Source organism: Listeria ivanovii subsp. ivanovii (assembly GCF_900187025.1).
Classification (GTDB): Bacteria; Bacillota; Bacilli; order Lactobacillales; family Listeriaceae; genus Listeria; species Listeria ivanovii.
Window position 1 is genome coordinate 184,291 of record NZ_LT906478.1, and the last position, 22,218, is coordinate 206,508.

The following is a 22,218-nucleotide window of genomic DNA, read 5'->3' on the forward strand; positions in this document are numbered from 1 at the left end:
TGGAGGCTGATTATGTCAAACGAGTATTTTGATCCAAAGTTGAAGATTTTCTCGCTAAATTCTAATCGTGAACTAGCTGAAGAGATTGCGAAAGAAGTAGGTATTGAGTTAGGAAAATCAAGCGTTACTCATTTTAGTGATGGAGAAATCCAAATTAACATTGAAGAAAGTATCCGTGGTTGTCATGTTTACGTTATTCAATCAACGAGTAACCCTGTAAACCAGAATTTAATGGAACTTTTGATCATGATTGATGCGTTGAAACGTGCTTCTGCGGCGACAATTAATATTGTTATGCCATACTATGGTTATGCACGCCAAGATCGTAAAGCAAGAAGTCGTGAGCCGATTACGGCAAAATTAGTTGCAAACTTAATCGAAACAGCTGGTGCAACAAGAATGATTACACTAGATATGCACGCGCCGCAAATCCAAGGTTTCTTTGATATTCCGATTGATCACTTAAATGCAGTTCGTTTACTAAGTAATTATTTCGGTGAACGTCATTTAGGTGATGATTTAGTAGTTGTTTCACCTGACCACGGAGGAGTTACTCGTGCTCGTAAAATGGCGGACCGTTTGAAAGCGCCGATTGCGATTATTGATAAACGCCGTCCACGTCCAAACGTAGCAGAAGTAATGAATATTGTTGGTAATGTTGAAGGGAAAGTTTGTATTATAATTGATGATATTATTGATACAGCTGGCACAATCACTTTAGCAGCAAAAGCGCTTCGTGAAGCTGGCGCGACAAAAGTATATGCTTGTTGTTCGCACCCAGTACTATCTGGTCCTGCGATGAAACGTATTGAAGAGTCACCAATTGAAAAACTAGTTGTTACAAATTCCATCGCTCTCCCAGAAGATAAATGGATTGATAAAATGGAACAACTTTCTGTAGCGCCACTACTAGGTGAAGCAATCGTACGTGTACATGAAAATGCATCTGTAAGTTCGTTATTTGAATAAAAATAATTAATGAATTTGAGGTCACTTAAACTTAAAAACAGGATTTCTCTAACCATTCGTGGAGAGAAATCCTGTTTTTTTTGTAATCGTAGTATTTAATTGAATTTTTCCCATGAACTAGGACATGCTAGATAGAACCATTCGTCAAGTTTAGGGGCAATTTTTTTTAGGTAATCAAGATTTTGTACATAAAAAGATGAATGTTTATATTCGATAACTTTTTCTTTTTTTAGTTTTGAAAGAATTCTGCTAACAGCCGAACAATGTGCTATTCCACTTGAATAACCTAATTCTTGCATAGTGAGGTTATCAAGGGCAATTTTGATGCCATCAGGATTTTTTTCGCCATATACATAAGTTAGTATTAAAAGCTGTCCGCAAATAGAACCTAGCTTCCCATTAACAGAAAAATCATTGAACTTAGCTAAACTGTATGAAACTTGCTTTTGCAAAGCTTGGATAATGTAAAAAAGCTGCGTGATATCTGAGCTAACCAAATTTTTTAAATCGCTTATTTTGAGTACATAGGCAGTGGCTGTTTTACTAATTACTTCTAGATTATAGTAGCCTAATGGTTTTCCTGTATCAAGGGAACCAGACATGATGATGAAAGCTCCTTTGTAATATTGTAAATTCATGATGCTTCCATTTTCGCTAATGTTGGTAAGTTTTGCAATCCCGTCGTATAGGAATACACAATATTCTTGTGGGTCCCATTGATTAAAAATAATGTCTTTTTTCTTGAATTTTTTTGGTTTAATGCCGTTAGTTTCTAAAAAATTTTTGAAATCTGCTGCTTGAGCGTCCATTTTTCATCCCCCAATCGTTTTTATAGCCTTTTTGAAAAATTATCCTTATGATTGCGCTAGGCATTAATAACAATTGTTAGCTGTTGATAGAAAATCACGCTAAATAATGTTTTTTACATATAGGATTTTATTATACAATTTTTAAATTCGCAAAAGATTTGCTTACGTATTAAAATTTTTTTCCTGGAGTATCTGTAGGCTATTATTTCTAGTTGAAATGCTATAGAAAAAGGGTTAGTATATGTTTCCGAATGTGGTTCGGAGATATACTAACCCTTTTATAGGAAAATATAAGTTAGTTAAATTTATTGTTTTTAATTACGCTTTTAATTGTCTGTTTTGGTGGGAAGTCCATGATGAATACGCCAAGTCCTCGTACTCCTACAGCGGTTAATTTAGTTACATATTGGTCTACCTTAGCATTTAGAGTAGATGCGTATTGGTAAGGTGTGCAAGTTAAGGAAGTAGCGCTGACGTGATTAAGGTAGAGTTTATTTTCCCCTGAAGATTGTTTGAAAGCTTGATGAGCAGTTTGGACAATTTCGTTGTATTTAGTTTTAATGGTAGGTCCATTAAAGTTATCTTGAATAACTTGATTTTCTGCAGCGAACTTCATTCCGAATTTGCTATAGTTAATAGTTAATGGTTTATTAGTGCCGTTCTCTAAAAGTAGCAAAATTTTACCGCGGAGCTCTTTTAGTGTAGGGAATTTATCGCTAGAATCTGATTTTGGAGTTGTGTAGAAAAATGCTTTGTACTGATTAATTAAAGGTTGGATTCGATAATCAAATCTATCGTTTTTATGATTATTTTCATCTTTTAATCGCATAATAATGGTTTCTTTAGGGTGTTCTTTTAAAAAGTTAACCGTTGTTTCTAATACTCCTTTAAGTGAAGCGTCTAAATAGATAGGCCCATGATAAATTTGGAGGTCCTCTTTCGCTCTAATATCAATGTATCGTATCCCGGCCTCTAGTTGTTGAAATAGCGACATCTTTTGGGTTTGGGCAAGGGATTTTGTGAGCGTCCAGCTGATATTCCCTTTATAACTCATGGTGTCATGTGTTCCAGGGATAGTAAGTGAAGTTAATTTCGTATTGTCAGGCAGGGCTGACATCCATTGCTTAGTAGTTATCGAACTTTGTGCAGTTCTATAACTGTTTTTAATTGAGTGCGCTTTTCCGGCTGATGGAAAAGTAATAATGTAACAAACTAAACATAATAATACTACTAAAACTTGGCGTGAACGAAGCTTATACATTATTATTTCCTCCTTTGATTTGTATAAGCCTATCTTATAAATAATTTCACATCGAATCTTTAACATTTGTTAAAGACGTTAAGGTTTACTAGATTTACAATAAAACCATAAACAAAGGATATAATATTGCGTTTCTAAATCTTGGAAGCGAATCTCGTCAATATTATATTGGAAGGAGAGGGGTGGAACATACTACTTGGCATTATTAGGTTAAAAAATGTAGAAGGAGAGTGAAAACCATGAAAAAAATAATGCTACTTTTAATGACATTGTTACTAGTAAGTTTACCGTTAGCACAAGAAGCTCAAGCAGATGCCTCAGTATATAGTTACCAAGGCATAATTTCACACATGGCACCACCAGCGTCTCCGCCTGCAAAGCCTAAGACGCCGGTTGAAAAGAAAAATGCAGCTCAAATCGATCAATATATACAAGGGCTGGATTATGATAAAAACAATATATTAGTGTACGATGGAGAAGCTGTTAAAAATGTTCCACCAAAAGCAGGATACAAAGAAGGAAATCAATATATTGTAGTGGAGAAAAAGAAAAAATCTATCAATCAAAATAACGCAGACATTCAAGTTATTAACTCGCTTGCAAGCCTTACTTATCCAGGAGCTTTAGTGAAGGCGAATTCAGAGTTAGTCGAAAATCAACCCGATGTCCTCCCTGTGAAACGAGATTCAGTTACACTTAGTATTGATTTGCCTGGAATGGTTAACCATGACAATGAAATAGTCGTTCAAAATGCAACTAAATCCAATATAAATGACGGAGTGAATACTTTAGTAGATCGTTGGAATAATAAATACTCCGAAGAATACCCAAATATTAGTGCGAAAATTGACTATGATCAAGAAATGGCCTATAGCGAATCGCAATTAGTTGCAAAATTTGGTGCAGCATTTAAAGCTGTTAATAATAGTTTGAATGTAAACTTTGGAGCGATTAGTGAAGGTAAGGTGCAAGAAGAAGTTATTAATTTCAAACAAATTTATTATACTGTTAATGTTAATGAACCTACAAGCCCTTCCAGATTCTTTGGTAAAAGTGTTACTAAAGAAAACTTGCAAGCGCTGGGCGTAAATGCGGAAAATCCACCCGCATACATCTCTAGTGTTGCATATGGTCGTGACATTTTCGTGAAATTATCGACTAGTTCACACAGCACCAGAGTGAAGGCTGCATTCGATGCTGCATTTAAGGGTAAATCAGTTAAAGGTGATACAGAATTAGAAAATATTATTCAAAATGCTTCATTTAAAGCGGTGATTTATGGTGGTTCAGCCAAAGATGAAGTAGAAATAATTGATGGAGATTTAAGCAAATTACGAGATATTTTAAAACAAGGGGCTAATTTTGATAAGAAAAATCCGGGCGTACCGATTGCGTATACAACTAATTTCTTGAAAGATAATCAGTTAGCAGTTGTTAAAAATAATTCGGAATATATCGAAACAACTTCTAAGGCTTACTCGGATGGAAAAATTAACCTAGATCATTCCGGTGCCTATGTTGCGAGATTCAATGTTACTTGGGATGAAGTTAGCTATGATGCTAATGGAAATGAAGTTGTTGAACATAAAAAATGGTCCGAAAATGATAAAGATAAGTTAGCTCATTTTACGACATCAATCTATTTGCCAGGGAATGCAAGGAATATTAATATTCATGCGAAAGAATGTACTGGCTTGGCTTGGGAATGGTGGAGAACGGTTGTGGATGATAGAAACTTGCCATTAGTAAAAAATAGAAATGTTTGTATCTGGGGAACAACGCTTTATCCAGCGTATAGTGATACTGTAGATAATCCAATTAAGTAAAAATATGGAAAACCCCCCGCTTATCACACACACATAAGCTTGTGAGACATTCGTCGCGAATCATTTGGGGCGAATGTCGAAACAAGCTTATTATTTTTTGAGTTTTAACAAATGTCAAAGAATGGGATGCTTCTTATTCATATAATATAAGCATATTAAAAGTTTGAGTCACTTATAGTTTCCTACTGCGAAAACATATAATTTAGTTCCCACCCATACTAAAATTGTGTCCTTAACTCTCTATTAATTTGGCTATACGTGGCTTAATCTTTTAATTACATAATTTTTGTAGCATTAAAATTGCGAAAGGAGAGACTGTATGAAAAGAAAAACAATTTTTCTAATTTTTTTATTAGTCTTTGTGGGTTATTTTAATGTAAAGGTAAAAGCGGACTCTGTTGAAAAAGAAAAGCTTCAAAGTGATATACAATCCGAAATGAAAGCAATAGATTTACAAGCTTTACCAAATTGCTACAAGGCAAAAAGCGATTACAAGAATTTGAAAATTACTAATAGTGAAAAAGATAGCATGGGAATCACACATATTACACTTGCGATGAATTCCGATGGTTATTTTACAGATCACGATGAAATAAAACTCCATATTAGCCCAGAAAATAAAATTCTCTTTATAAATGGCGATCTAAAACAAACGCGGCCTACTATTACAAATAAAATGAAACTTACAGAACAAGATGCGATAGAAAAGGCATTTGAAGCAATCGGACGAAATGAAGCAAGTGTCAATAGCTACATAGGAAGCCCGATTAAAGAAAAAAGAGTAATCGTAAATTCAAGGACAAAGCGTTTAGTATATAGTATAAGGTTGATTTTTTCTGAACCAGTAGTAGCTAGCTGGATTATTCAGATTGACGCTGAGACGGGTGCAGTTTTACGAAAACAGAATATGCTATCGGAAGCTAACTCTCAAGGGACGAAAAAAAATATTATAGCTCCAGGAAAAGGATACGATCCATCATTACAAAGACCATTGAATGTTTTGAAGATAAAGAACTTTTTCTGCCTAGTTGACAGAACCCGCAAAGGACTAATAAGAACGTTTGATTTGAACCATAACACAGAAATTTCGCACGGGAAACTAGTGTCTAACGAAGTAAATATGTTTACAGCTCCCGAATATTGCTCTGCTGTAGATGCACATTATTATGCTGGTGAAGTATATGATTACTTTAAAAAAGTTCATAATCATGAAAGTTTAGATGGTGAAGGTGGAGGAATTGACTCTTTTGTTCGTTATGGCTTAAATTGCAATAACGCTTTTTGGGATGGTCAGGAAATTCTTTATGGAGATGGAGATAAGAAGAATTACAAACCATTTTCATGTGCAAAAAATATCGTCGCTCATGAATTAACGCATGCTGTCATTCAACACTCAGCAGGTTTAGAATACGAAGGGCAAGCAGGTGCATTAAATGAATCATTCGCGGATGTCTTTAGTTATTTTATTACTCCAGACAATTGGTTAATAGGTGAGGATGTCTGTTTACATGGAATGAACAGCAGGAGAGTAAGAAGTTTAAAAGAACCAGATAAATACAACCAAGCGGCACACATGAATGAGTATGAGTCAATGCCGATTACAGAAGAATATGATTGGGGAGGGGTTCATTTCAATAGCGGAATACCTAACAAAGCTGCTTATAATACCATCACGAAAGTTGGTAGGGAACAGGCAGAACAACTATATTTTCGAGCATTAAAGTATTACTTAACGAAAAAATCCCAATTTGTCGATGCTAAGAATGCGCTTCAACAGGCGGCGAGAGACTTATACAGCGAAGAAGTGGCTAAAAAAGTAGGAGAAGCATGGGAAGAAGTTGGCGTTAGATAAGGGATGTCCTCCAAGCCAAATTAACAAATGTTAAAGAAAAGCGGTTTCTCCCAATGCTATTCTTGAAGCAATTCATGAATTGTTTTCCTAAATTAGCTAATAGGGAGGTTTTAACAAGAGTCAAAAACTCTAAACAGCCTGAATTGTATACTGTTCTTACGCAGGTATTAGAGAATGGCGAGGAGGAGTAAAAAAGTGAAACTAGATAGATTTTTACGTGCAATGATGGCAGTTTGTTTTACTGCAAGTTGTATCTTGGTTAATCCTGGTGTGATATTTGCAAGTAATAGCACAGTATCTACAAGCAGTAATGAGAATTCTAACCTTGAATCAGATGAACAGGGAGAAGGTGAGCAGGCAGAAGGGAAAGTAGAAGAAGGAAGAAACAGTCCTGGGCATGGAGCAATTAGTGAGGCGTGCGCACGCGATATTCAAGAACTCGGAAAAACGGGTGAAGCTAAAAGTGCAAATGTCCCGGATTCAATGACTACGCCAGATAGCGGATTAAGTAAAGAACCAGGACAGAATATTGGAGAAACCGTAACTAAGTCTAAGCCACCGTCTGTGCGAAAACGATTTAAACGCTGCGTTGAGAAAGTATTAAAAGGTAAGAGGAATAAATCATCAAAGGAAGAAACTAAAACTACTAAGAAAAAGCAAGAATCTAGCAAGCTTCAACCTAAAGAACTTGTGCCTCATCCATCAATAGCAAATCAATCATTTTGGAGGAGGCTTTCAGACAAAATAAAGCCAGTAGTTACAAGCAACGATGATAACGATTCTAGGATCGACTCAGATGAATGGGATGATGGTGAAGAGGCGAAAGAAAAAGTAGAGGAAGGAAAAGCGGAGGAAGAAAAAAACAATCTCGGGCAAGAGGAAATTAGTGAAGCGAGAGAGAGGGATCTCCAAGAACTCGAAAAAATGGGGAAAGTTAAAAATGCCAATGTAACGGCTTTGCTGGCTATGCTCGATAGCAGAGCCGGAAAAGTAGCAAGGCAAGATATTAAAGAAACTTTAAATGATGAGGTTCCAGCGGTGCTCTTTCACCCCAAACGCAGTATTAAAGAAATATTAAGCGACGAGCAAAATAGAGTACCAATGAATAGTGGTAAGATAAAGAATAGAAGAAAAGCAATTGAAGGATCTGATATGGAAGACTCTGATATGGAAGATGCTGATACCGAAGAAAAGCCGCTTGCGCATGGTGCTACAGGGCCTCTTAGAACGATGAATCCATCAACTTCTGAAGAAACATCGGAAAAAATTCAATCTAATGAGAATAATGAGGAATCTAGCAATCAAAGTCAGTTTGATTTATTATCGTCTTCAACCGAAGAGGGGTTAAGGATTGCTCTTCCGGAGCCGCCTGGACTTCTTGGTTTCAATATGCAAAATAATGAATTGGAATCTTCGGTAAGTGAACCTAGTTCTTTTAATCTCTCATCCCCACCAACCGAAGAGGAGCTAGCGGCAATGGGGATAACGCTAAGTGTTACCCCATCAGTTGAAGAGGAATCGAGCTTGCATCTACCTAAAGAAGATGCACCTCAGTCGTTAACAGCTAATCCATCATTGGAATTCCCATCCCCGCCAACCGAAGAAGAGTTAGCGGCAATGGATATGAAGCAAAGTATAGCTCCGACAGTTGAAGGAGAATCGAGCTTGCGTCCATCTAGAGAAGATGCGCCTCAGTCGTTAATAGCTAATCCATCATTGGAGTTCCCATCCCCACCAACCGAAGAAGAGCTAGCGGCAATGGATATGAAGCAAAGTATAGCTCCGACAGTTGAAGGAGAATCGAGCTTGCGTCCATCTAGAGAAGATGCACCTCAGTCGTTAACAGCCAATCCATCATTGGAATTCCCATCCCCGCCAACTGAAGAAGAGTTAGCGGCAATGGATATGAAGCAAAGTATAGCTCCGACAGTTGAAGGAGAATCGAGCTTGCGTCCATCTAGAGAAGATGCGCCTCAGTCGTTAACAGCTAATCCATCATTGGAGTTCCCATCCCCACCAACCGAAGAAGAGCTAGCGGCAATGGGTATAAAGCAAAGTATGGCTCTGTCAGTTGGAGAAGAATCGAGCTTGCGTCCATCTAGAGAAGATGCGCCTCAGTCGTTAATAGCTAATCCATCATTGGAGTTCCCATCCCCACCAACCGAAGAAGAGCTAGCGGCAATGGATATGAAGCAAAGTATAGCTCCGACAGTTGAAGGAGAATCGAGCTTGCGTCCATCTAGAGAAGATGCACCTCAGTCGTTAACAGCCAATCCATCATTGGAATTCCCATCCCCGCCAACTGAAGAAGAGTTAGCGGCAATGGATATGAAGCAAAGTATAGCTCCGACAGTTGAAGGAGAATCGAGCTTGCGTCCATCTAGAGAAGATGCGCCTCAGTCGTTAACAGCTAATCCATCATTGGAGTTCCCATCCCCACCAACCGAAGAAGAGCTAGCGGCAATGGGTATAAAGCAAAGTATGGCTCTGTCAGTTGGAGAAGAATCGAGCTTGCATCCATCTAGAGAAGATGTGCCTCAGTCGTTAACAGCTAATCCATCATTGGAGTTCCCGTCACCGCCAACTCGAGCAGAATTAGCGGCAATGGGAATATTTATGTTTAACGACGGCTTATTGAGGGGGGACTTAGGAAGTGCGGGGAATGCCATAGAGCGACAGAGTTCAAGTTGCCTTGATTCGCCCACGTGTTCATATTTCTATGGATTCCATACAGATGATGAGTATAGTGATTCAGAAGACGAGTTAGACAGCCTTTTAAATCCAAAAGTAACTGCAATTGGTGAAACTAAAAAAACATCACAACAGTATAGAAAGGTAGGATTTATGCCATTTGTCCCTCTTCTTGAAAAGCCTTTTGCGGGTGGAAATGGAACTCTTGCAGAGGAGCAGATTATCAAAAATCCACTTGGAAAAACTAAGCAAGAGCTGCAACTCCAAGACAGTATAGAGCAGCAATTAACTTTAGCGAAGAAATTACAAGATAACGCTGAAAAAGCTGCTGAAACAACTGAAGTATCTAAAACAAATGAAACAACTAAAACAAATGAAGTAATTAAAACAAATGAAACTATTAAAACAGCCATACTCCCAAAAACCGAACCGGCTGAAGGTCTATCGCTACTAACGAATAGTACTCAAACAGTAGGAAGTACTTTAAAAGTAAGTAGGAATAAACTTCATAGTCCGCAAAAAACTACTGGTACTTTAAAATCAGAAAATTCTTCTCTAATACCAGCTGGAATGCCGATTATTCCATTGGAAAGTTTGGAGAAAAGGAAGGAACAGCCGAAAACAAATCTAGCTGAAGGTACGCTCAAAAATAATAAATTAGTAGAAAAGAGTGAAGGTAAAAATACGCCTTCTAGAAGCGGATCGGAAAAATTAGTTGCTAAAAGTGCTGAGCGCGAAAAAACAAATCAAGAAGCCGGAAACAATACGGTCTTAATGTATGCTTTAGTAGCGATTGGGATTATTTCATTAGCTGTAATTATTAAGATTATCCGTACAAGAAAAAGTGATTAAAATTTTGAATCGCTTCAGGAAATAAATGAGAGGAAGAATAATGCTATGAGAATCAACAAAATATCGCTTGGTATATATGTGTTTATCTTTGCTTTGACTGCATCTCTGATGAAAGTAAATGCCTGCTCTGATGATCATCTGATGCAGCCTCAAACACCTAATATAGAACATAAATTACCTCATAAGCTTAGCTGGTCAGCAGAACGACCCTTAGACGAAAAGGCTAATACGCATTTATGGTTATTTAAACAAGCAAGAAAAATATTGGCCAAAGAAAACAATGGCGCGTATAAGGAATTGCTTGAGATGTTAAACAAATATTATAAAGAAGTTGCTCAAGGTATATTTGATGCTGACCATAAAAATCCCTATTACGATTGTAGTACGTTTGTATCGCATTTTTATAACCCAACTAAAGATAATACTTATTTACCAGGTTTTAAAAATGCGAAACAGACCTGCGGCAAATATTTTAAACAAGCTTTGCAAGATTATAAAGAGGATAAGCTCAATACAGCTTTCTACAAATTAGGCTTGTCCATTCATTACTTTACGGATTGTAGCCAACCAATGCATGCAAACAACTTCACTGCAGTTTCGAACCCTATAGGATTTCACTCTGTTTATGAAAATTATGTAGATTCAATTAAGTGTAATTATCAAGCGACAGAAAGCATGGAAGTGAAAAAGTTTTGCGTTGATACTCCTGAAGAGTGGTTACGTGAAAATGCTAAAAGAGCACAAGCTGATTACGATAAAATTGTTAATGCTAATACCAAAAAATCTTATTTAGAAGGAAATTCTAAGTGGAAAAAAGATATAGATAAACCTACTGGTGAAAGGCTACAAGATTCGATGCAAACACTGGCAGGATTCATAGATTTTTGGTATAAAAAGGCGGATCAATAACTATATACAAATTTGTTTTATCCACTCGTGTAATGCGAGTGGATAAATTTATAAAAAGGGAGTTCAATAAAATGTGTATAAGAGGAAAATGGGCTTTTTTTCTTGTGATTATCACTGTCTTAATGTTTCTATTAATAAACATGGTTGTGTGGGGGATGGCTATGTTATAAAAAGTAACAAAGTGAAAATGCAGAAGATTGAATGCGGGATGGATTGCAAGGGGAAAGCTTCCTCTTCTAAAATAATGGTGTTTCCAGCAAAGCGATTCTTGGTAGAAAGAACAGATAGCATAGAGGTGATTATCAATAAACATGAAAAAAATGATTTTGAAACTACTGTTCTCATTCTTATTTTGGATAAAAAAGATTTTAATATTTCCCGAAAGTATCTGCTGGAAAAATAAATTACTGCTTTAAAAATGAACTTTAAATATACGCATTTGTGCGAAAGTGAGTCATTTGCTAAAAGGGATATTCATAAAAAAATTGTACATCAAGCATCATTAAGTTATCCTAAAAAGAGTAAAGCGGTTTTGCTTGAATAGTAATAGTAGCTTGCGAAGGGAAAGGAGAATCGCAATGGATAAAGTAAGGATTGCAATCATATCAGATGTTCACGGTAATGTGGAAGCGCTAAAAGCAGTGCTAAAAGATGCTGCGAACGAGGGGGTTGAGGAATATATAACAGTTGGTGATATTGTTCTTAAAGGGTCCGGAATAGATATCTGTTTGGAACTGTTAGAAAAACTAAATCCGCTTACTTTTGTGCTTGGAAACCATGAACAAGTATATATTGACTTTTTAGAAGGGAAATCTTTTGATCATTCTTTGAAAAGACGGATGATTGAGGATTTAGTGAAGTATGATTACGATTTATTAGGTGATGAAAAGTTTCGCTATTTCTCTACATTACCAAAAAAAGTCTCCACACAAGTACTGCAAACAAAAATAGATGTTTTTCATGCGATGCCTGACTCCGTTAGCTTTCCAATTTATGCTACTGAAGAACAAGCCCACTTTGATAAGATGTTTTCTGGAACAGATGCCGATATTGCTATTAATGGGCACGTCCACAGACAGTCGTTAAGAAGGACGGCGGATGATAAATTAATTATTAATTCTGGTTCTGTTGGACTACCAGGTGGAGGGAATCAGAAAACAAAAGACAATTTAGCTCAATATGCGCTTATTGATATAACTGAGGCAGGGGTTGTTGACATTCACTTCAAAAAAATCGTGTATGATATTGATGCAGAAATTGCTTTCGCGAGAAAACGAAACTTGCCATATGTAGATATTTATGAAAAAACGCTTCGATCAGGTCAATATTTATATATTGATAGCCAAATTGAGCAGTATATGAATCCAAAATAAACAAAAAACGGAAATCAGTTAGTAAAACTGGTTTCCGTTTTTTATTAATAGTCTTGAGCCTCAATAACAACAGCGGTGCCAGATGCAGTAACCATTAACATACCATTATCCGCTCCAAGTACTTCATAATCGATATCCACACCAATTACGGCATTTGCTCCGATATCTTTGGCGCGCTGTTCCATCTCTTTAATAGCTTCCTCACGTGCGTTAATTAACTCGTCTTCATAACCTTGTGATCGTCCACCGAAAAAGTTTCTGAGGCCAGCTCCAATGTCTTTCATAAAATTAACACCAGTAATTACTTCTCCGAAAACGATTTTTTTATATTCGATAATTTGCTTGCCTTCAATATTTGGTGAGGTAGTTACAATCATTATTAAATCCCTCCAGTTTTCTTTTATCATACCTCTAAGTTGTTTTTTTAGTCAAAGGATAGCTGGTTATTTTTTACGGGCGTGGGCTTTTTCGATATAAGTAATCGCATCTGGGACTTTGCAAGCAGTTTTTCCTAAATCTACATATACTTTACCTATTGATTCTGCTGCTTCCAATGCTTTTGTGTAAAGTTCCTCTTTATAAATTCCGCAAGCGATAATATAACTATTCATAGAGTAACGAGTTCTGTTCGTTTCAGATTGTAAAGATTCTTTTGCGAGTTCCAGTAATTCCTCGGCTTCAGGCAAAGTCGCGATGTGTTCTGTGAAAATTTGCCAGCCCATTGATTTAGTTAAATCAGCATCACTTTTAATCCATTTCCTAGCAAAGGTGAGTGCGTCATCACGTTTACTTACAACGGAGGCTAGCCCAAAAGTTAACATCGTCCAAGCATCTCGAAAAGCTATATTCCATTTCTCGATTTGTGAAACAGCTACTTTTTTAGGGTTCACGGCAAGTAAACCAAGGTAAATTAAGTCGCTATTATTAGACTCGATTAATTGGAGTGCTAATTCGTGATTTTTATTCAATTTTTCACGGCGAATAATTTTCTTTAAATCACCAATCTTTAATCCATAAAGCTCTAAAGTTTCTGGACAACCGTGGTTTCGGAAAATTTTGATGGTGTTAGGGTTTTGAAGAGCGCTTAATTCAGCATCCAGTTGATCAAAAGTAATCATAGGTGGTCTCCTTTCGAATAAATTAAGTATAACAAAAAAGCATGCAAAGTCGCATGCTTTTAAGATGAAGTCTCACTAGTCGATTTGTTTCATTGCGTCATCTAATACTTTTTTAAGTGTATCAGCTGATTTTTTCATTTGTTCTTTTTCTTTATCGTTTAAATTCATTTCTACAATGTGACGAACTCCTTGACGATTGACTACTGCCGGAGCGCCGATGTATATATCGTTCATACCATAATGTCCATCTAAGTAAACGGAAAGTGGTAAAATCGCATTTTCGTTATTTAAAATGGCTTTAGTGATACGAGCAAGAGCGGCTGCAACTCCGTAAAAAGTAGCGCCTTTTTTGTTGATGATTTCATAAGCTGCATCACGAACGCTTACGAAAATAGTGTCCATTGCGCCTTGTTCATCTTCATTAATCCATTCTGTAATTGGGAGTCCACCAACTGTTGTATGTCTCCAAGCTGGGAATTCGGTATCACCGTGTTCACCTAGAATATAGCCATGGACATTACGAGCATCCACTTTTAAATAATCGGCAATTGACATACGGAAGCGCGCTGTATCTAAACTTGTTCCAGAACCGATAACTCGTTCTTTAGGAAGTCCAGAAAATTTCCATGTCGCGTAAGTTAAAATATCCACAGGGTTTGATGCGATTAGGAAAATACCATCAAAACCACTTGCCATTACTTCATCGACAATGCCTTTCATAATCTTAATGTTACGATTTACTAAATCTAAACGAGTCTCGCCAGGTTTTTGTGCTGTACCTGCTGTAACAACAACTAAGTCAGCATCATGGCAGTCGCTATAATTTGCTGAATAAATTTTCTTAGGGGTAGAGAATGGGACTGCGTGACTTAAATCCATTGCATCCCCGATTGTTCTGTCTTTATCTATGTCAATGATGCCGAATTCTTGTCCGATGCTTAAGTTCACACATGCAAATGCATAACTAGAACCAACTGCTCCGTCGCCAACTAAAATGATTTTTTGATGATCTTTCATTTTGAATTCCTCCTATAAAAAACTTTTTACTAGTACAGTATACCATGTTTTTTTCATTTGTGAAGCGTTGAACGTCCTAAATTTTAAAAACTTGTTATAATGAAATTGCGAAATGGTTATAGTACAGTTTGAAAGCGTCTGCATTAGGATATAATCGCTATTTTGTCTTTACCTTTTATTCGAATTTATAAACCTTTTATTTGAAATCAGCCTTTTGCTTTGTTTTGCTATTTTTCTAAAGGGTAGATATAATAGGAGTGTACCAAAATTGAATGAGTGGAGTGATTTTTTATGGCAACAACATTAGAGGTCCAGAAAAGAGAAACAACGCAACATTCAGAAGTAACGAAATTGCGTAGTGAAGGAAAAGTACCTGGAATTATTTATGGCTACAAATCGGAAAATGTTCCAGTTTCCGTTGATTCTTTGGAATTAATCAAGGCAGTTCGTGACAATGGTCGAAACGCCGTGTTTGCAGTGACTGTTGACGGCAAGAAATTAAATGTTTTATTACATGAATATCAAGTGGATCCGTTAAAAGACACTTTAGTACATGTGGATTTACTAGCGGTTGATATGAATGAAGAAGTAGAGACCGATGTTCGCGTGGTATTGGTGGGTGATGCGCCTGGTGTTAAAGCTGGCGGCGTATTACAACAAATTATCCATGACGTAAAAGTTTCGGCAACACCTGAAAAATTACCAGAAACAATTGAATTAGATATTTCATCGTTAGAAATTGGTGATGTTCTTACTACTAATAATCTTCCGGAAAACAAAGATTATGTCGTTCAAGTGGAAGAAGAAGAAACGGTCGTAACTGTTTCTGCTCCTCGTGCTGAAGAAGAACCAACCACAGCGGAAGCGCCTGAACCAGAAGCATTACACGGTAAAGATGAAGAACCTGTAGAATAATTTTTGATAATACAATCGGGGACGCGCAAATTCATGCGCGTCCCTTTATTTTTTTGTTATAATAGCTAGGAAGAGGAGGCGTTTTTATGCTTGATAAATCAGTGCCGCATATACCTGCTGCAATGGTAAACGAGGATGCCATGAATTATCCGGAATTTAGCTTGCCGGTTGGCTATTCATTTCGTTTTTATGAGGATGGTCTTGAAGAAGAATGGTGTCAATTACAATTAGAAACTGGACAAGCAGTCTCCATAGAAGCAATTCGCGAGCGTTTTAAAGTAGAGTTTGGCGATCAAAAAGAAAAATTAGCTAAACGTTGTGTTTTTGTTCAAGCGGCGAACGGAGAAATTGTTGGGACCGCAATGCTTTGGGACGGGGATACATTTGGTGAAATGGAAAGTCGGATTCATTGGGTTGCTGTGCTTGATTCCCATGGCGGGAAGGGAATTGCCAAAGCACTACTAACTAAAATTCTCCGCTTAAATAAAAATAATTTTGTTTACTTAACGACTCAAACTGGGAGCTATCAAGCGATTTATCTATATCAAAAGTTTGGCTTCACGAAATATATCGGCGAATCCCCAGTAAACTGGAAAACAACAAAATTTCAAGTCGAAAATGAAAAAGCTTGGCAAATAATTGAAAATAAAATTGCCGAACATAAGCATTGACTGGAAAACTTTCACCCAAATCAAATTCATGTTATAATCAAAAAAACATTGAAACAAAAACCAGTTCATTCGTGAAGTGGTTTAGTTCATGTAAGGAGAAGCCCTATGAAATTAATTGCAGGTCTCGGTAACCCGGGCAAAAAATACGAACGCACCCGGCATAATGTCGGTTTTATGGTAGTTGATGAATTGAGTTTTCGTCATCAAACCCCTTGGAAAAAAGCTAAGTTTAATGGAATGGTTAGTGAAATCAATGTTAATGGTGAAAAAATGTTACTAGTAAAGCCACTAACATTTATGAATGCCTCTGGTGAATGTATTCGACCGCTAATGGATTACTATAATATTCCCATGGAAGATGTGCTAATTATCTATGATGATCTTGATTTACCAGTTGGAAAGATACGTTTGCGCCAAAAAGGTAGTGCGGGCGGTCACAATGGAATGAAATCAATTATCCAACATGTGAAAACACAGGAATTTAACCGCATTCGAGTTGGCGTGAGTCGTCCAAGTCACGGTGAAGTTATTAACTATGTGCTTGGAGATTTCCCTAAATCGGAACAAGCAGATATTATTGAAGCGATTCAAAAAAGTGCAGATGCTGTAGAAGATTTTGCGGAACTACCATTTATTGAAGTAATGAATAAATATAATTAAACTAAAAATTTATAGATTGAAACGAGGCGTGACAATGCTTTTGTCACGTATTTCGGTCTTTTTTCGGCTTTGTGATTCACTTTCGCATTACGTAGAATGAATTTTCTGACAAAAAGGAGCTGTTTTCCCTTGAAAGGATTACAACAATTAATATATGAACAAACAGATATTCGAGCAGTCTTAAAAGCGCTCGATGAAAAAGAAAAAGCACAACTTGTTACTGGGCTTACTGGGTCTTCACGTGCGTTATTTGCAAGTGTAGTGGAAGGTGCATCTAAACGACCAGTTGTTTTTGTGACGCATAATTTATATCATGCGCAAAAGCTATATGATGATTTATTATCTTTGATGGATTCAGACCGTCTGTTTTTATATCCGGCCGATGAACTAATATCTTCCGAGTTAAGTATTTCCAGTCCGGAACTCAGAGGTCAACGAGTTGAAGCGTTAGATTTTTTGATTTCTGGAAAATCTGGAATAGTGATTGTTCCGGTTGCAGGGCTCAGAAAGATGCTCCCGCCAGTATCTCTTTGGAAACACTTTAATGTATCCATCGTAGAAGGCGAAGAAATTGATCCAGAAGTTTTGCGCCAAAAATTGGTTACCATGGGCTATACGATGAGTGGGATGGTTAACACGCCAGGAGAATTTAGCGTTCGTGGTGGGATTATAGATATTTACCCAATTACGGAAGAATTTCCAATTAGAATAGAACTATTTGATACCGAAGTGGATTCGCTTCGTTTCTTTGATGTCGAAACACAGCGCTCTACCTCTCGTGTAGAAGAATTCCACTTACTACCAGCGACAGAAATCATTTTAGATCAAAGCTATTACCCAGATATTGTCAAACGTCTTGAGAAAAAAATGATGCTTACTTTGAATGAATTAAAAGAAAAAGAAGACAAACAAGCACTTGTTGAAAATTTAGAAGAAGATTTAGAAATGTTGCGTTCTGGTGTAAAACCAGATATGTTTTTCAAATACATAGGTTTAGCCTATCCTGATCCAGCATCACTTTTTGACTATTTTCCGAAAAATACTGCAATTTTACTAGATGAATTTGGGCGTATATTAGAAACCGAAGAAAGCTTAGAAAAAGAAGAAGCAGAATGGCAGACGGAGACACTAAGTCGTATGGAGACCGTACGTGATGTTCGGGTAAGCCATTCTTTCAAAAAATTACTCGACGAAAATCACTCGCCAAAAATCTATTTATCCCTTTTTCAAAAACAAATGGCGAGCATGCGGGTATCGAAAACAACGAATATTGTCTACAAACAGATGCAACAATTTCATGGTCAAATGAATGTGCTCAAAACAGAATTAGAAAGCTGGCATAAAAACAATTATGCGGTAGTCATCTTAGCACCTAATATAGAGCGTGCAGAGAAAATGCAACAAACACTAGCGGATTATGACATGGAAAGCCTGCTTCTAAAAAAAGAATCTGACGTCCCTAAATATGGGCAGGTTCAATTTGTCGTTGGGACATTCCAAAATGGCTTTGAGTTACCACTTGCCAAAGTAGCGATTATTAGCGAATCAGAACTCTTCAATAAAAAAGTAAAAAAGGTAAAAAAACACCAAAAACTATCTAATGCTGAGCGAATTCAAAGCTATTCCGAATTAAAAGTGGGCGATTATGTCGTGCATATAAACCACGGTATTGCTCGCTATGTTGGAATGGAAACTTTAGACATTAATGGCGTGCATAAAGATTATCTTCTTCTCGTTTATCAAGGTGAAGATAAATTGTTTATCCCAGTAGACCAACTTGACTTAGTGCAAAAATATGTTGGCGCTGAAGGGAAATCCCCGAGATTAAATAAACTTGGTGGCACGGAATGGAAACGCGTGAAGAAAAAAGTGCAAGCTTCCGTCCAGGATATTGCAGACGATTTAATCAAGCTATACGCGGAACGAGAAGCAGAAAAAGGTTATGCATTCAGCCCAGATGAAGAAATGCAACGCGAATTTGAAGATGCTTTCCCGTACCAAGAAACCGACGACCAATTGCGCTCTATTGCAGAAATCAAGAAAGATATGGAACGGCCACGCCCAATGGATCGTTTGCTTGTTGGTGATGTTGGCTACGGTAAAACAGAAGTTGCGCTTCGGGCTGCTTTTAAAGCAATTATGGATGGCAAACAAGTAGCCTTCTTAGTTCCGACAACTATCCTGGCTCAACAGCATTTTGAAACAATGAAAGAGCGATTCCAAGGTTTTCCAATTGAAATCGGGCTTTTAAGTCGTTTTCGGACAAAAAAACAACAAACAGAAACGTTAAAAGGGATGAAAAGTGGAACAGTAGATATCGTTGTCGGCACACACCGACTATTATCAAAAGATGTTGAGTACCATGATTTAGGTTTGCTTATTGTCGACGAAGAACAAAGATTTGGTGTAACCCATAAAGAAAAAATTAAACAAATGCGTTCAAAAATAGATGTATTAACACTAACAGCGACTCCAATTCCACGAACACTACACATGTCGATGCTAGGTGTTCGTGATTTATCCGTTATCGAAACCCCGCCAGCGAATCGCTTTCCAGTTCAAACATACGTAGCGGAACAAAATAATGTTCTTGTTAGAGAAGCGATTGAACGAGAACTCGCGCGCGATGGACAAGTCTACTACCTTTACAACCGGGTAGAAACAATCACACAAAAAGCAGATGAAATTTCTGCAATGGTTCCCGATGCCCGAGTTGCCATCGCGCATGGACAAATGGGTGAATCTGAATTAGAGTCGGTTATTTTGAGTTTCCTTGAAGGTGAGTTTGATGTTCTAGTAACCACTACTATTATCGAAACCGGCGTGGATATTCCAAATGTGAATACACTCTTCGTTCAAGATGCTGATCGAATGGGCCTATCACAACTGTATCAATTGCGCGGACGGGTAGGGCGCTGGAATAGAATTGCATATGCTTACTTTATGTACCAAAAAGATAAAATTCTTCGTGAAGAAGCGGAGAAACGTTTGTCAGCCATTAAAGAATTTACCGAATTAGGCTCTGGTTTCAAAATTGCGATGCGCGATTTATCTATCCGTGGCGCTGGTAATATCCTTGGGGCGCAACAACACGGCTTTATTGATTCTGTCGGTTTTGACCTTTATTCGCAAATGCTAAAAGAAGCGATTGAAGCGAAAAAGCCAAAAGAAGAACAAAAGCAAATTGTGCCAGTCGAAATTGATATCCAAGCAGATGCCTATATACCAGAATATTACATTACAGATGGTCGCCAAAAAATCGAGATGTACAAACGTTTCCGTAATATAGAAGTATTGAATGATTTGGAAGAACTGCAAAGTGATATGATTGACCGTTTTGGTGAATATCCAGAAGAAGTCGAGTATTTATTCACGATGACAGAACTTAAAGTCCATGCGCTTGAAGTCGGGATTGAATCAGTCAAACAAGAACAAAACAAAATTACTATATTATTTTCCGAAAGTGGCACAGCCGGAATTCGTGGTGATATCGTGATGCAAATCATTGGCGAATTTGGTCGGATGATTGGTGTTGGAATGGAAGGTGCGCAACTGAAAATCACCGTAAATGTCCAAAATAAACCATTAAAAGAATGGCTCTACCAAATCAAAAGCTTAGCTGAAAAACTTCGTGGCGCTTTAAAAGAAGAAGTACCTTCCGAAAACTAATCCATTAGTACAAAAGAAAGGAGGCGGCGGGGTGTCTGAACGTTCCATGAAGCGTCTAATGAAAGGAGCAGCTTGGCTAACTGCTGCCTCGCTTATCTCTAAAATACTTAGCGCAGTTTACCGAGTTCCTTTTCAAAATATGGTTGGCGATGTCGGGTTTTATATTTTTCAACAAGTCTACCCGATATACGGGATTGCAATGACCCTTGCTTTAGGCGGCTTTCCCGTTGTTATCTCTAAAATGTTAGCTGAAGCAAATGGTGATTTAAGACGACAGCAAATTATTATGCGTGCTGTCTTTAGGATGCTTCGAATTATAAGTATCACTATGTTCATCTTCTTATTCTTATTCGCTGACTTGATAGCAATGATGATGGGAGATGTAGCGCTTTCCGAGCTTATTCGAGTAATTAGTTTCGTCTTTTTGCTAATGCCGTATCTTGCTTTTATGCGTGGTTTCTTTCAAAGCACTGGAGAGATGGTGCCAACTGCAATATCTCAGACTGTAGAACAAATTATCCGTGTTGCAATTATCCTTCTCGGTGCAGGATTAGCGCTCAATATGGGGCTGGATTTATATGACACGGGATCAATGGCGATGAGTGGTGCTATTTTTGGGGGTATTTCTGGAATCTTCGTGTTGCGTCACTTTTACAATAAAAAACTGGCATCGGGTCAAGGGTTGCAACCAGCTGTATTTGCTGAGAAACAAGAGAAAATCGGTATTGGCCGTGATTTCCTTCGTCAGAGTATGGCGATTTGCGTCGTCAGTTCGATGTTGATTTTATTCCAACTAGTTGATTCCTTCCAAGTTTACCGTTTAATGAGTGATTCAGGTATTCCAGACTTCATAGCAAAATCACTTAAAGGAATATACGACCGCGGTCAGCCAATTTTACAACTTGGTCTCGTGCTTTCGACTGGACTTGCTCTTGCACTCGTTCCAATGATTACCGCAGCAAGAGTTCAAGACCAACAAAAAGAATTAAAACGGTCAATACTATTAGCTATTAAAATCACACTCATTCTCTCAGGAGCGGAAACAGTCGGATTAATTGTCATTATGCGCCCCTTAAATCAAATGCTCTTCCAAACACCAAACGGAACTTTCGTCTTGCAATTATTTATGCCGGCGGTTTTTCTCAGTTCTTTAATTGTGATGTTAAGCAGTATATTACAAGGGGTTGGAAAAATTATCGTTCCAGCTATTGGTGTTGGTATCGGACTTGTTGTAAAATGGGTTACAGGAAGCGTATTGATTCCACACTACGCAACAGTAGGTGCATCCATATCGACATGTATTGGTTTAGCAGTAGTTTTGCTAATCTGTTACGTTTCATTAAAAGAAACCATCCGCGTACCGTTTGTTGAAAAATCAATGCTCCTTAGGCTTATCGCTGCCTTAATATTAATGGCAATAATTCCATGCCTAATAGAATGGTTAGTTCCGTTTGAAACAAGACTTGGAAGTGCGTTTCAAGCAATAATTAGTGCACTGCTCGGTGGTGGGGTTTTTCTCGTTTTTGCATTGAGATACAAATTGCTCGGACCGAAAGATTTCGTTTTCCTTCCATTTGGCTCTAAATTACTAGCGCTTAGCAAACTTGTGGCGCGAAAATAAAAAAA

17 protein-coding genes are annotated in these 22,218 nt (G+C 37.5%); 12 read left to right on the forward strand and 5 right to left on the reverse strand.

Annotated features, from left to right (window positions below):
- Positions 1-12: 12 nt before the first annotated feature.
- Positions 13-969, forward strand: a complete 957-nt coding sequence (locus CKV67_RS00860; RefSeq protein ID WP_014091731.1) for a ribose-phosphate diphosphokinase — start codon at positions 13-15, stop codon at positions 967-969.
- A gap of 95 nt (positions 970-1,064) precedes the next feature.
- Here CKV67_RS00860 and CKV67_RS00865 read toward each other — a convergent pair whose 3' ends face one another.
- Complete coding sequence (locus CKV67_RS00865) at positions 1,065-1,778, reverse strand: Crp/Fnr family transcriptional regulator (protein WP_014091732.1); 714 nt, start codon at positions 1,776-1,778, stop codon at positions 1,065-1,067.
- Between the two features lie 295 nt (positions 1,779-2,073).
- Positions 2,074-3,039, reverse strand: coding sequence for a phosphatidylinositol-specific phospholipase C domain-containing protein (locus CKV67_RS00870; protein ID WP_025279705.1), 966 nt, complete (start codon positions 3,037-3,039; stop codon positions 2,074-2,076).
- Positions 3,040-3,278: 239 nt separating this feature from the next.
- On the opposite strand from CKV67_RS00870, the gene ilo reads away from it, so the two are divergent.
- The 6 genes from ilo (at position 3,279) to CKV67_RS00900 (ending at position 12,542) form a co-directional block, all read left to right on the forward strand.
- Entirely contained in the window at positions 3,279-4,865 is a 1,587-nt protein-coding gene (ilo, locus tag CKV67_RS00875) for a cholesterol-dependent cytolysin ivanolysin O (RefSeq protein ID WP_014091733.1), read from the forward strand.
- Between the two features lie 319 nt (positions 4,866-5,184).
- Positions 5,185-6,717 carry a M4 family metallopeptidase gene (locus tag CKV67_RS00880; RefSeq protein ID WP_025279706.1) on the forward strand — a complete coding sequence of 511 codons (1,533 nt, stop codon included), beginning with the start codon at positions 5,185-5,187 and terminating at the stop codon, positions 6,715-6,717.
- A gap of 195 nt (positions 6,718-6,912) precedes the next feature.
- On the forward strand, positions 6,913-10,260 hold the full coding sequence (gene actA, locus CKV67_RS00885; RefSeq protein WP_025279707.1) for an actin assembly-inducing protein ActA: 3,348 nt from the start codon (positions 6,913-6,915) through the stop codon (positions 10,258-10,260).
- A gap of 45 nt (positions 10,261-10,305) precedes the next feature.
- Positions 10,306-11,169, forward strand: coding sequence for a phospholipase C (locus CKV67_RS00890; RefSeq protein ID WP_025279708.1), 864 nt, complete (start codon positions 10,306-10,308; stop codon positions 11,167-11,169).
- A gap of 73 nt (positions 11,170-11,242) precedes the next feature.
- A complete protein-coding gene (locus CKV67_RS00895; protein WP_025279709.1) occupies positions 11,243-11,572 on the forward strand; it encodes a hypothetical protein in 330 nt (109 codons plus the stop codon).
- A gap of 175 nt (positions 11,573-11,747) precedes the next feature.
- Positions 11,748-12,542: a metallophosphoesterase family protein gene (locus CKV67_RS00900; RefSeq protein ID WP_014091736.1), complete on the forward strand. Its 795-nt coding sequence runs from the start codon at positions 11,748-11,750 to the stop codon at positions 12,540-12,542.
- Between the two features lie 44 nt (positions 12,543-12,586).
- On the opposite strand, the gene CKV67_RS00905 is transcribed toward CKV67_RS00900, so the two are convergent.
- The 3 genes from CKV67_RS00905 to CKV67_RS00915 form a co-directional block, all read right to left on the reverse strand.
- Positions 12,587-12,919 carry a putative heavy metal-binding protein gene (locus CKV67_RS00905; RefSeq protein WP_003718285.1) on the reverse strand — a complete coding sequence of 111 codons (333 nt, stop codon included), beginning with the start codon at positions 12,917-12,919 and terminating at the stop codon, positions 12,587-12,589.
- Between the two features lie 66 nt (positions 12,920-12,985).
- Positions 12,986-13,660 (reverse strand): DNA alkylation repair protein, encoded by a 675-nt coding sequence (locus CKV67_RS00910; protein ID WP_014091737.1) that lies wholly within the window; start codon positions 13,658-13,660, stop codon positions 12,986-12,988.
- Between the two features lie 75 nt (positions 13,661-13,735).
- Positions 13,736-14,677, reverse strand: coding sequence for an L-lactate dehydrogenase (locus CKV67_RS00915; protein WP_025279711.1), 942 nt, complete (start codon positions 14,675-14,677; stop codon positions 13,736-13,738).
- 291 nt (positions 14,678-14,968) lie between these two features.
- On the opposite strand from CKV67_RS00915, the gene CKV67_RS00920 reads away from it, so the two are divergent.
- The 5 genes from CKV67_RS00920 to CKV67_RS00940 all read left to right on the forward strand — a co-directional run bounded on the left by CKV67_RS00920 (position 14,969) and on the right by CKV67_RS00940 (position 22,213).
- On the forward strand, positions 14,969-15,592 hold the full coding sequence (locus tag CKV67_RS00920) for a 50S ribosomal protein L25/general stress protein Ctc (RefSeq protein ID WP_014091739.1): 624 nt from the start codon (positions 14,969-14,971) through the stop codon (positions 15,590-15,592).
- An 86-nt stretch (positions 15,593-15,678) separates the two neighbouring features.
- Complete coding sequence (locus CKV67_RS00925; RefSeq protein ID WP_014091740.1) at positions 15,679-16,263, forward strand: GNAT family N-acetyltransferase; 585 nt, start codon at positions 15,679-15,681, stop codon at positions 16,261-16,263.
- 105 nt (positions 16,264-16,368) lie between these two features.
- On the forward strand, positions 16,369-16,923 hold the full coding sequence (pth, locus tag CKV67_RS00930; RefSeq protein ID WP_014091741.1) for an aminoacyl-tRNA hydrolase: 555 nt from the start codon (positions 16,369-16,371) through the stop codon (positions 16,921-16,923).
- A 129-nt stretch (positions 16,924-17,052) separates the two neighbouring features.
- Positions 17,053-20,592: a transcription-repair coupling factor gene (mfd, locus tag CKV67_RS00935; protein ID WP_025279712.1), complete on the forward strand. Its 3,540-nt coding sequence runs from the start codon at positions 17,053-17,055 to the stop codon at positions 20,590-20,592.
- Positions 20,593-20,623: 31 nt separating this feature from the next.
- The gene (locus CKV67_RS00940; protein WP_014091743.1) at positions 20,624-22,213 is read left to right on the forward strand and encodes a putative polysaccharide biosynthesis protein; all 1,590 of its coding nucleotides are present in this window, start codon (positions 20,624-20,626) and stop codon (positions 22,211-22,213) included.
- Positions 22,214-22,218: the final 5 nt, after the last annotated feature.

Excerpts from the sequence above, each read along its gene's own strand:
- CKV67_RS00860 (WP_014091731.1), top strand. The coding sequence starts at position 13 with ATGTCAAACGAGTATTTTGATCCAAAGTTGAAGATTTTCTCGCTAAAT.
- CKV67_RS00865 (WP_014091732.1), bottom strand. The coding sequence starts at position 1,778 with ATGGACGCTCAAGCAGCAGATTTCAAAAATTTTTTAGAAACTAACGGC.
- CKV67_RS00870 (WP_025279705.1), bottom strand. The coding sequence starts at position 3,039 with ATGTATAAGCTTCGTTCACGCCAAGTTTTAGTAGTATTATTATGTTTA.
- ilo (WP_014091733.1), top strand. The coding sequence starts at position 3,279 with ATGAAAAAAATAATGCTACTTTTAATGACATTGTTACTAGTAAGTTTA.
- CKV67_RS00880 (WP_025279706.1), top strand. The coding sequence starts at position 5,185 with ATGAAAAGAAAAACAATTTTTCTAATTTTTTTATTAGTCTTTGTGGGT.
- CKV67_RS00890 (WP_025279708.1), top strand. The coding sequence starts at position 10,306 with ATGAGAATCAACAAAATATCGCTTGGTATATATGTGTTTATCTTTGCT.
- CKV67_RS00900 (WP_014091736.1), top strand. The coding sequence starts at position 11,748 with ATGGATAAAGTAAGGATTGCAATCATATCAGATGTTCACGGTAATGTG.
- CKV67_RS00905 (WP_003718285.1), bottom strand. The coding sequence starts at position 12,919 with ATGATTGTAACTACCTCACCAAATATTGAAGGCAAGCAAATTATCGAA.
- CKV67_RS00910 (WP_014091737.1), bottom strand. The coding sequence starts at position 13,660 with ATGATTACTTTTGATCAACTGGATGCTGAATTAAGCGCTCTTCAAAAC.
- CKV67_RS00915 (WP_025279711.1), bottom strand. The coding sequence starts at position 14,677 with ATGAAAGATCATCAAAAAATCATTTTAGTTGGCGACGGAGCAGTTGGT.
- CKV67_RS00920 (WP_014091739.1), top strand. The coding sequence starts at position 14,969 with ATGGCAACAACATTAGAGGTCCAGAAAAGAGAAACAACGCAACATTCA.
- CKV67_RS00925 (WP_014091740.1), top strand. The coding sequence starts at position 15,679 with ATGCTTGATAAATCAGTGCCGCATATACCTGCTGCAATGGTAAACGAG.
- pth (WP_014091741.1), top strand. The coding sequence starts at position 16,369 with ATGAAATTAATTGCAGGTCTCGGTAACCCGGGCAAAAAATACGAACGC.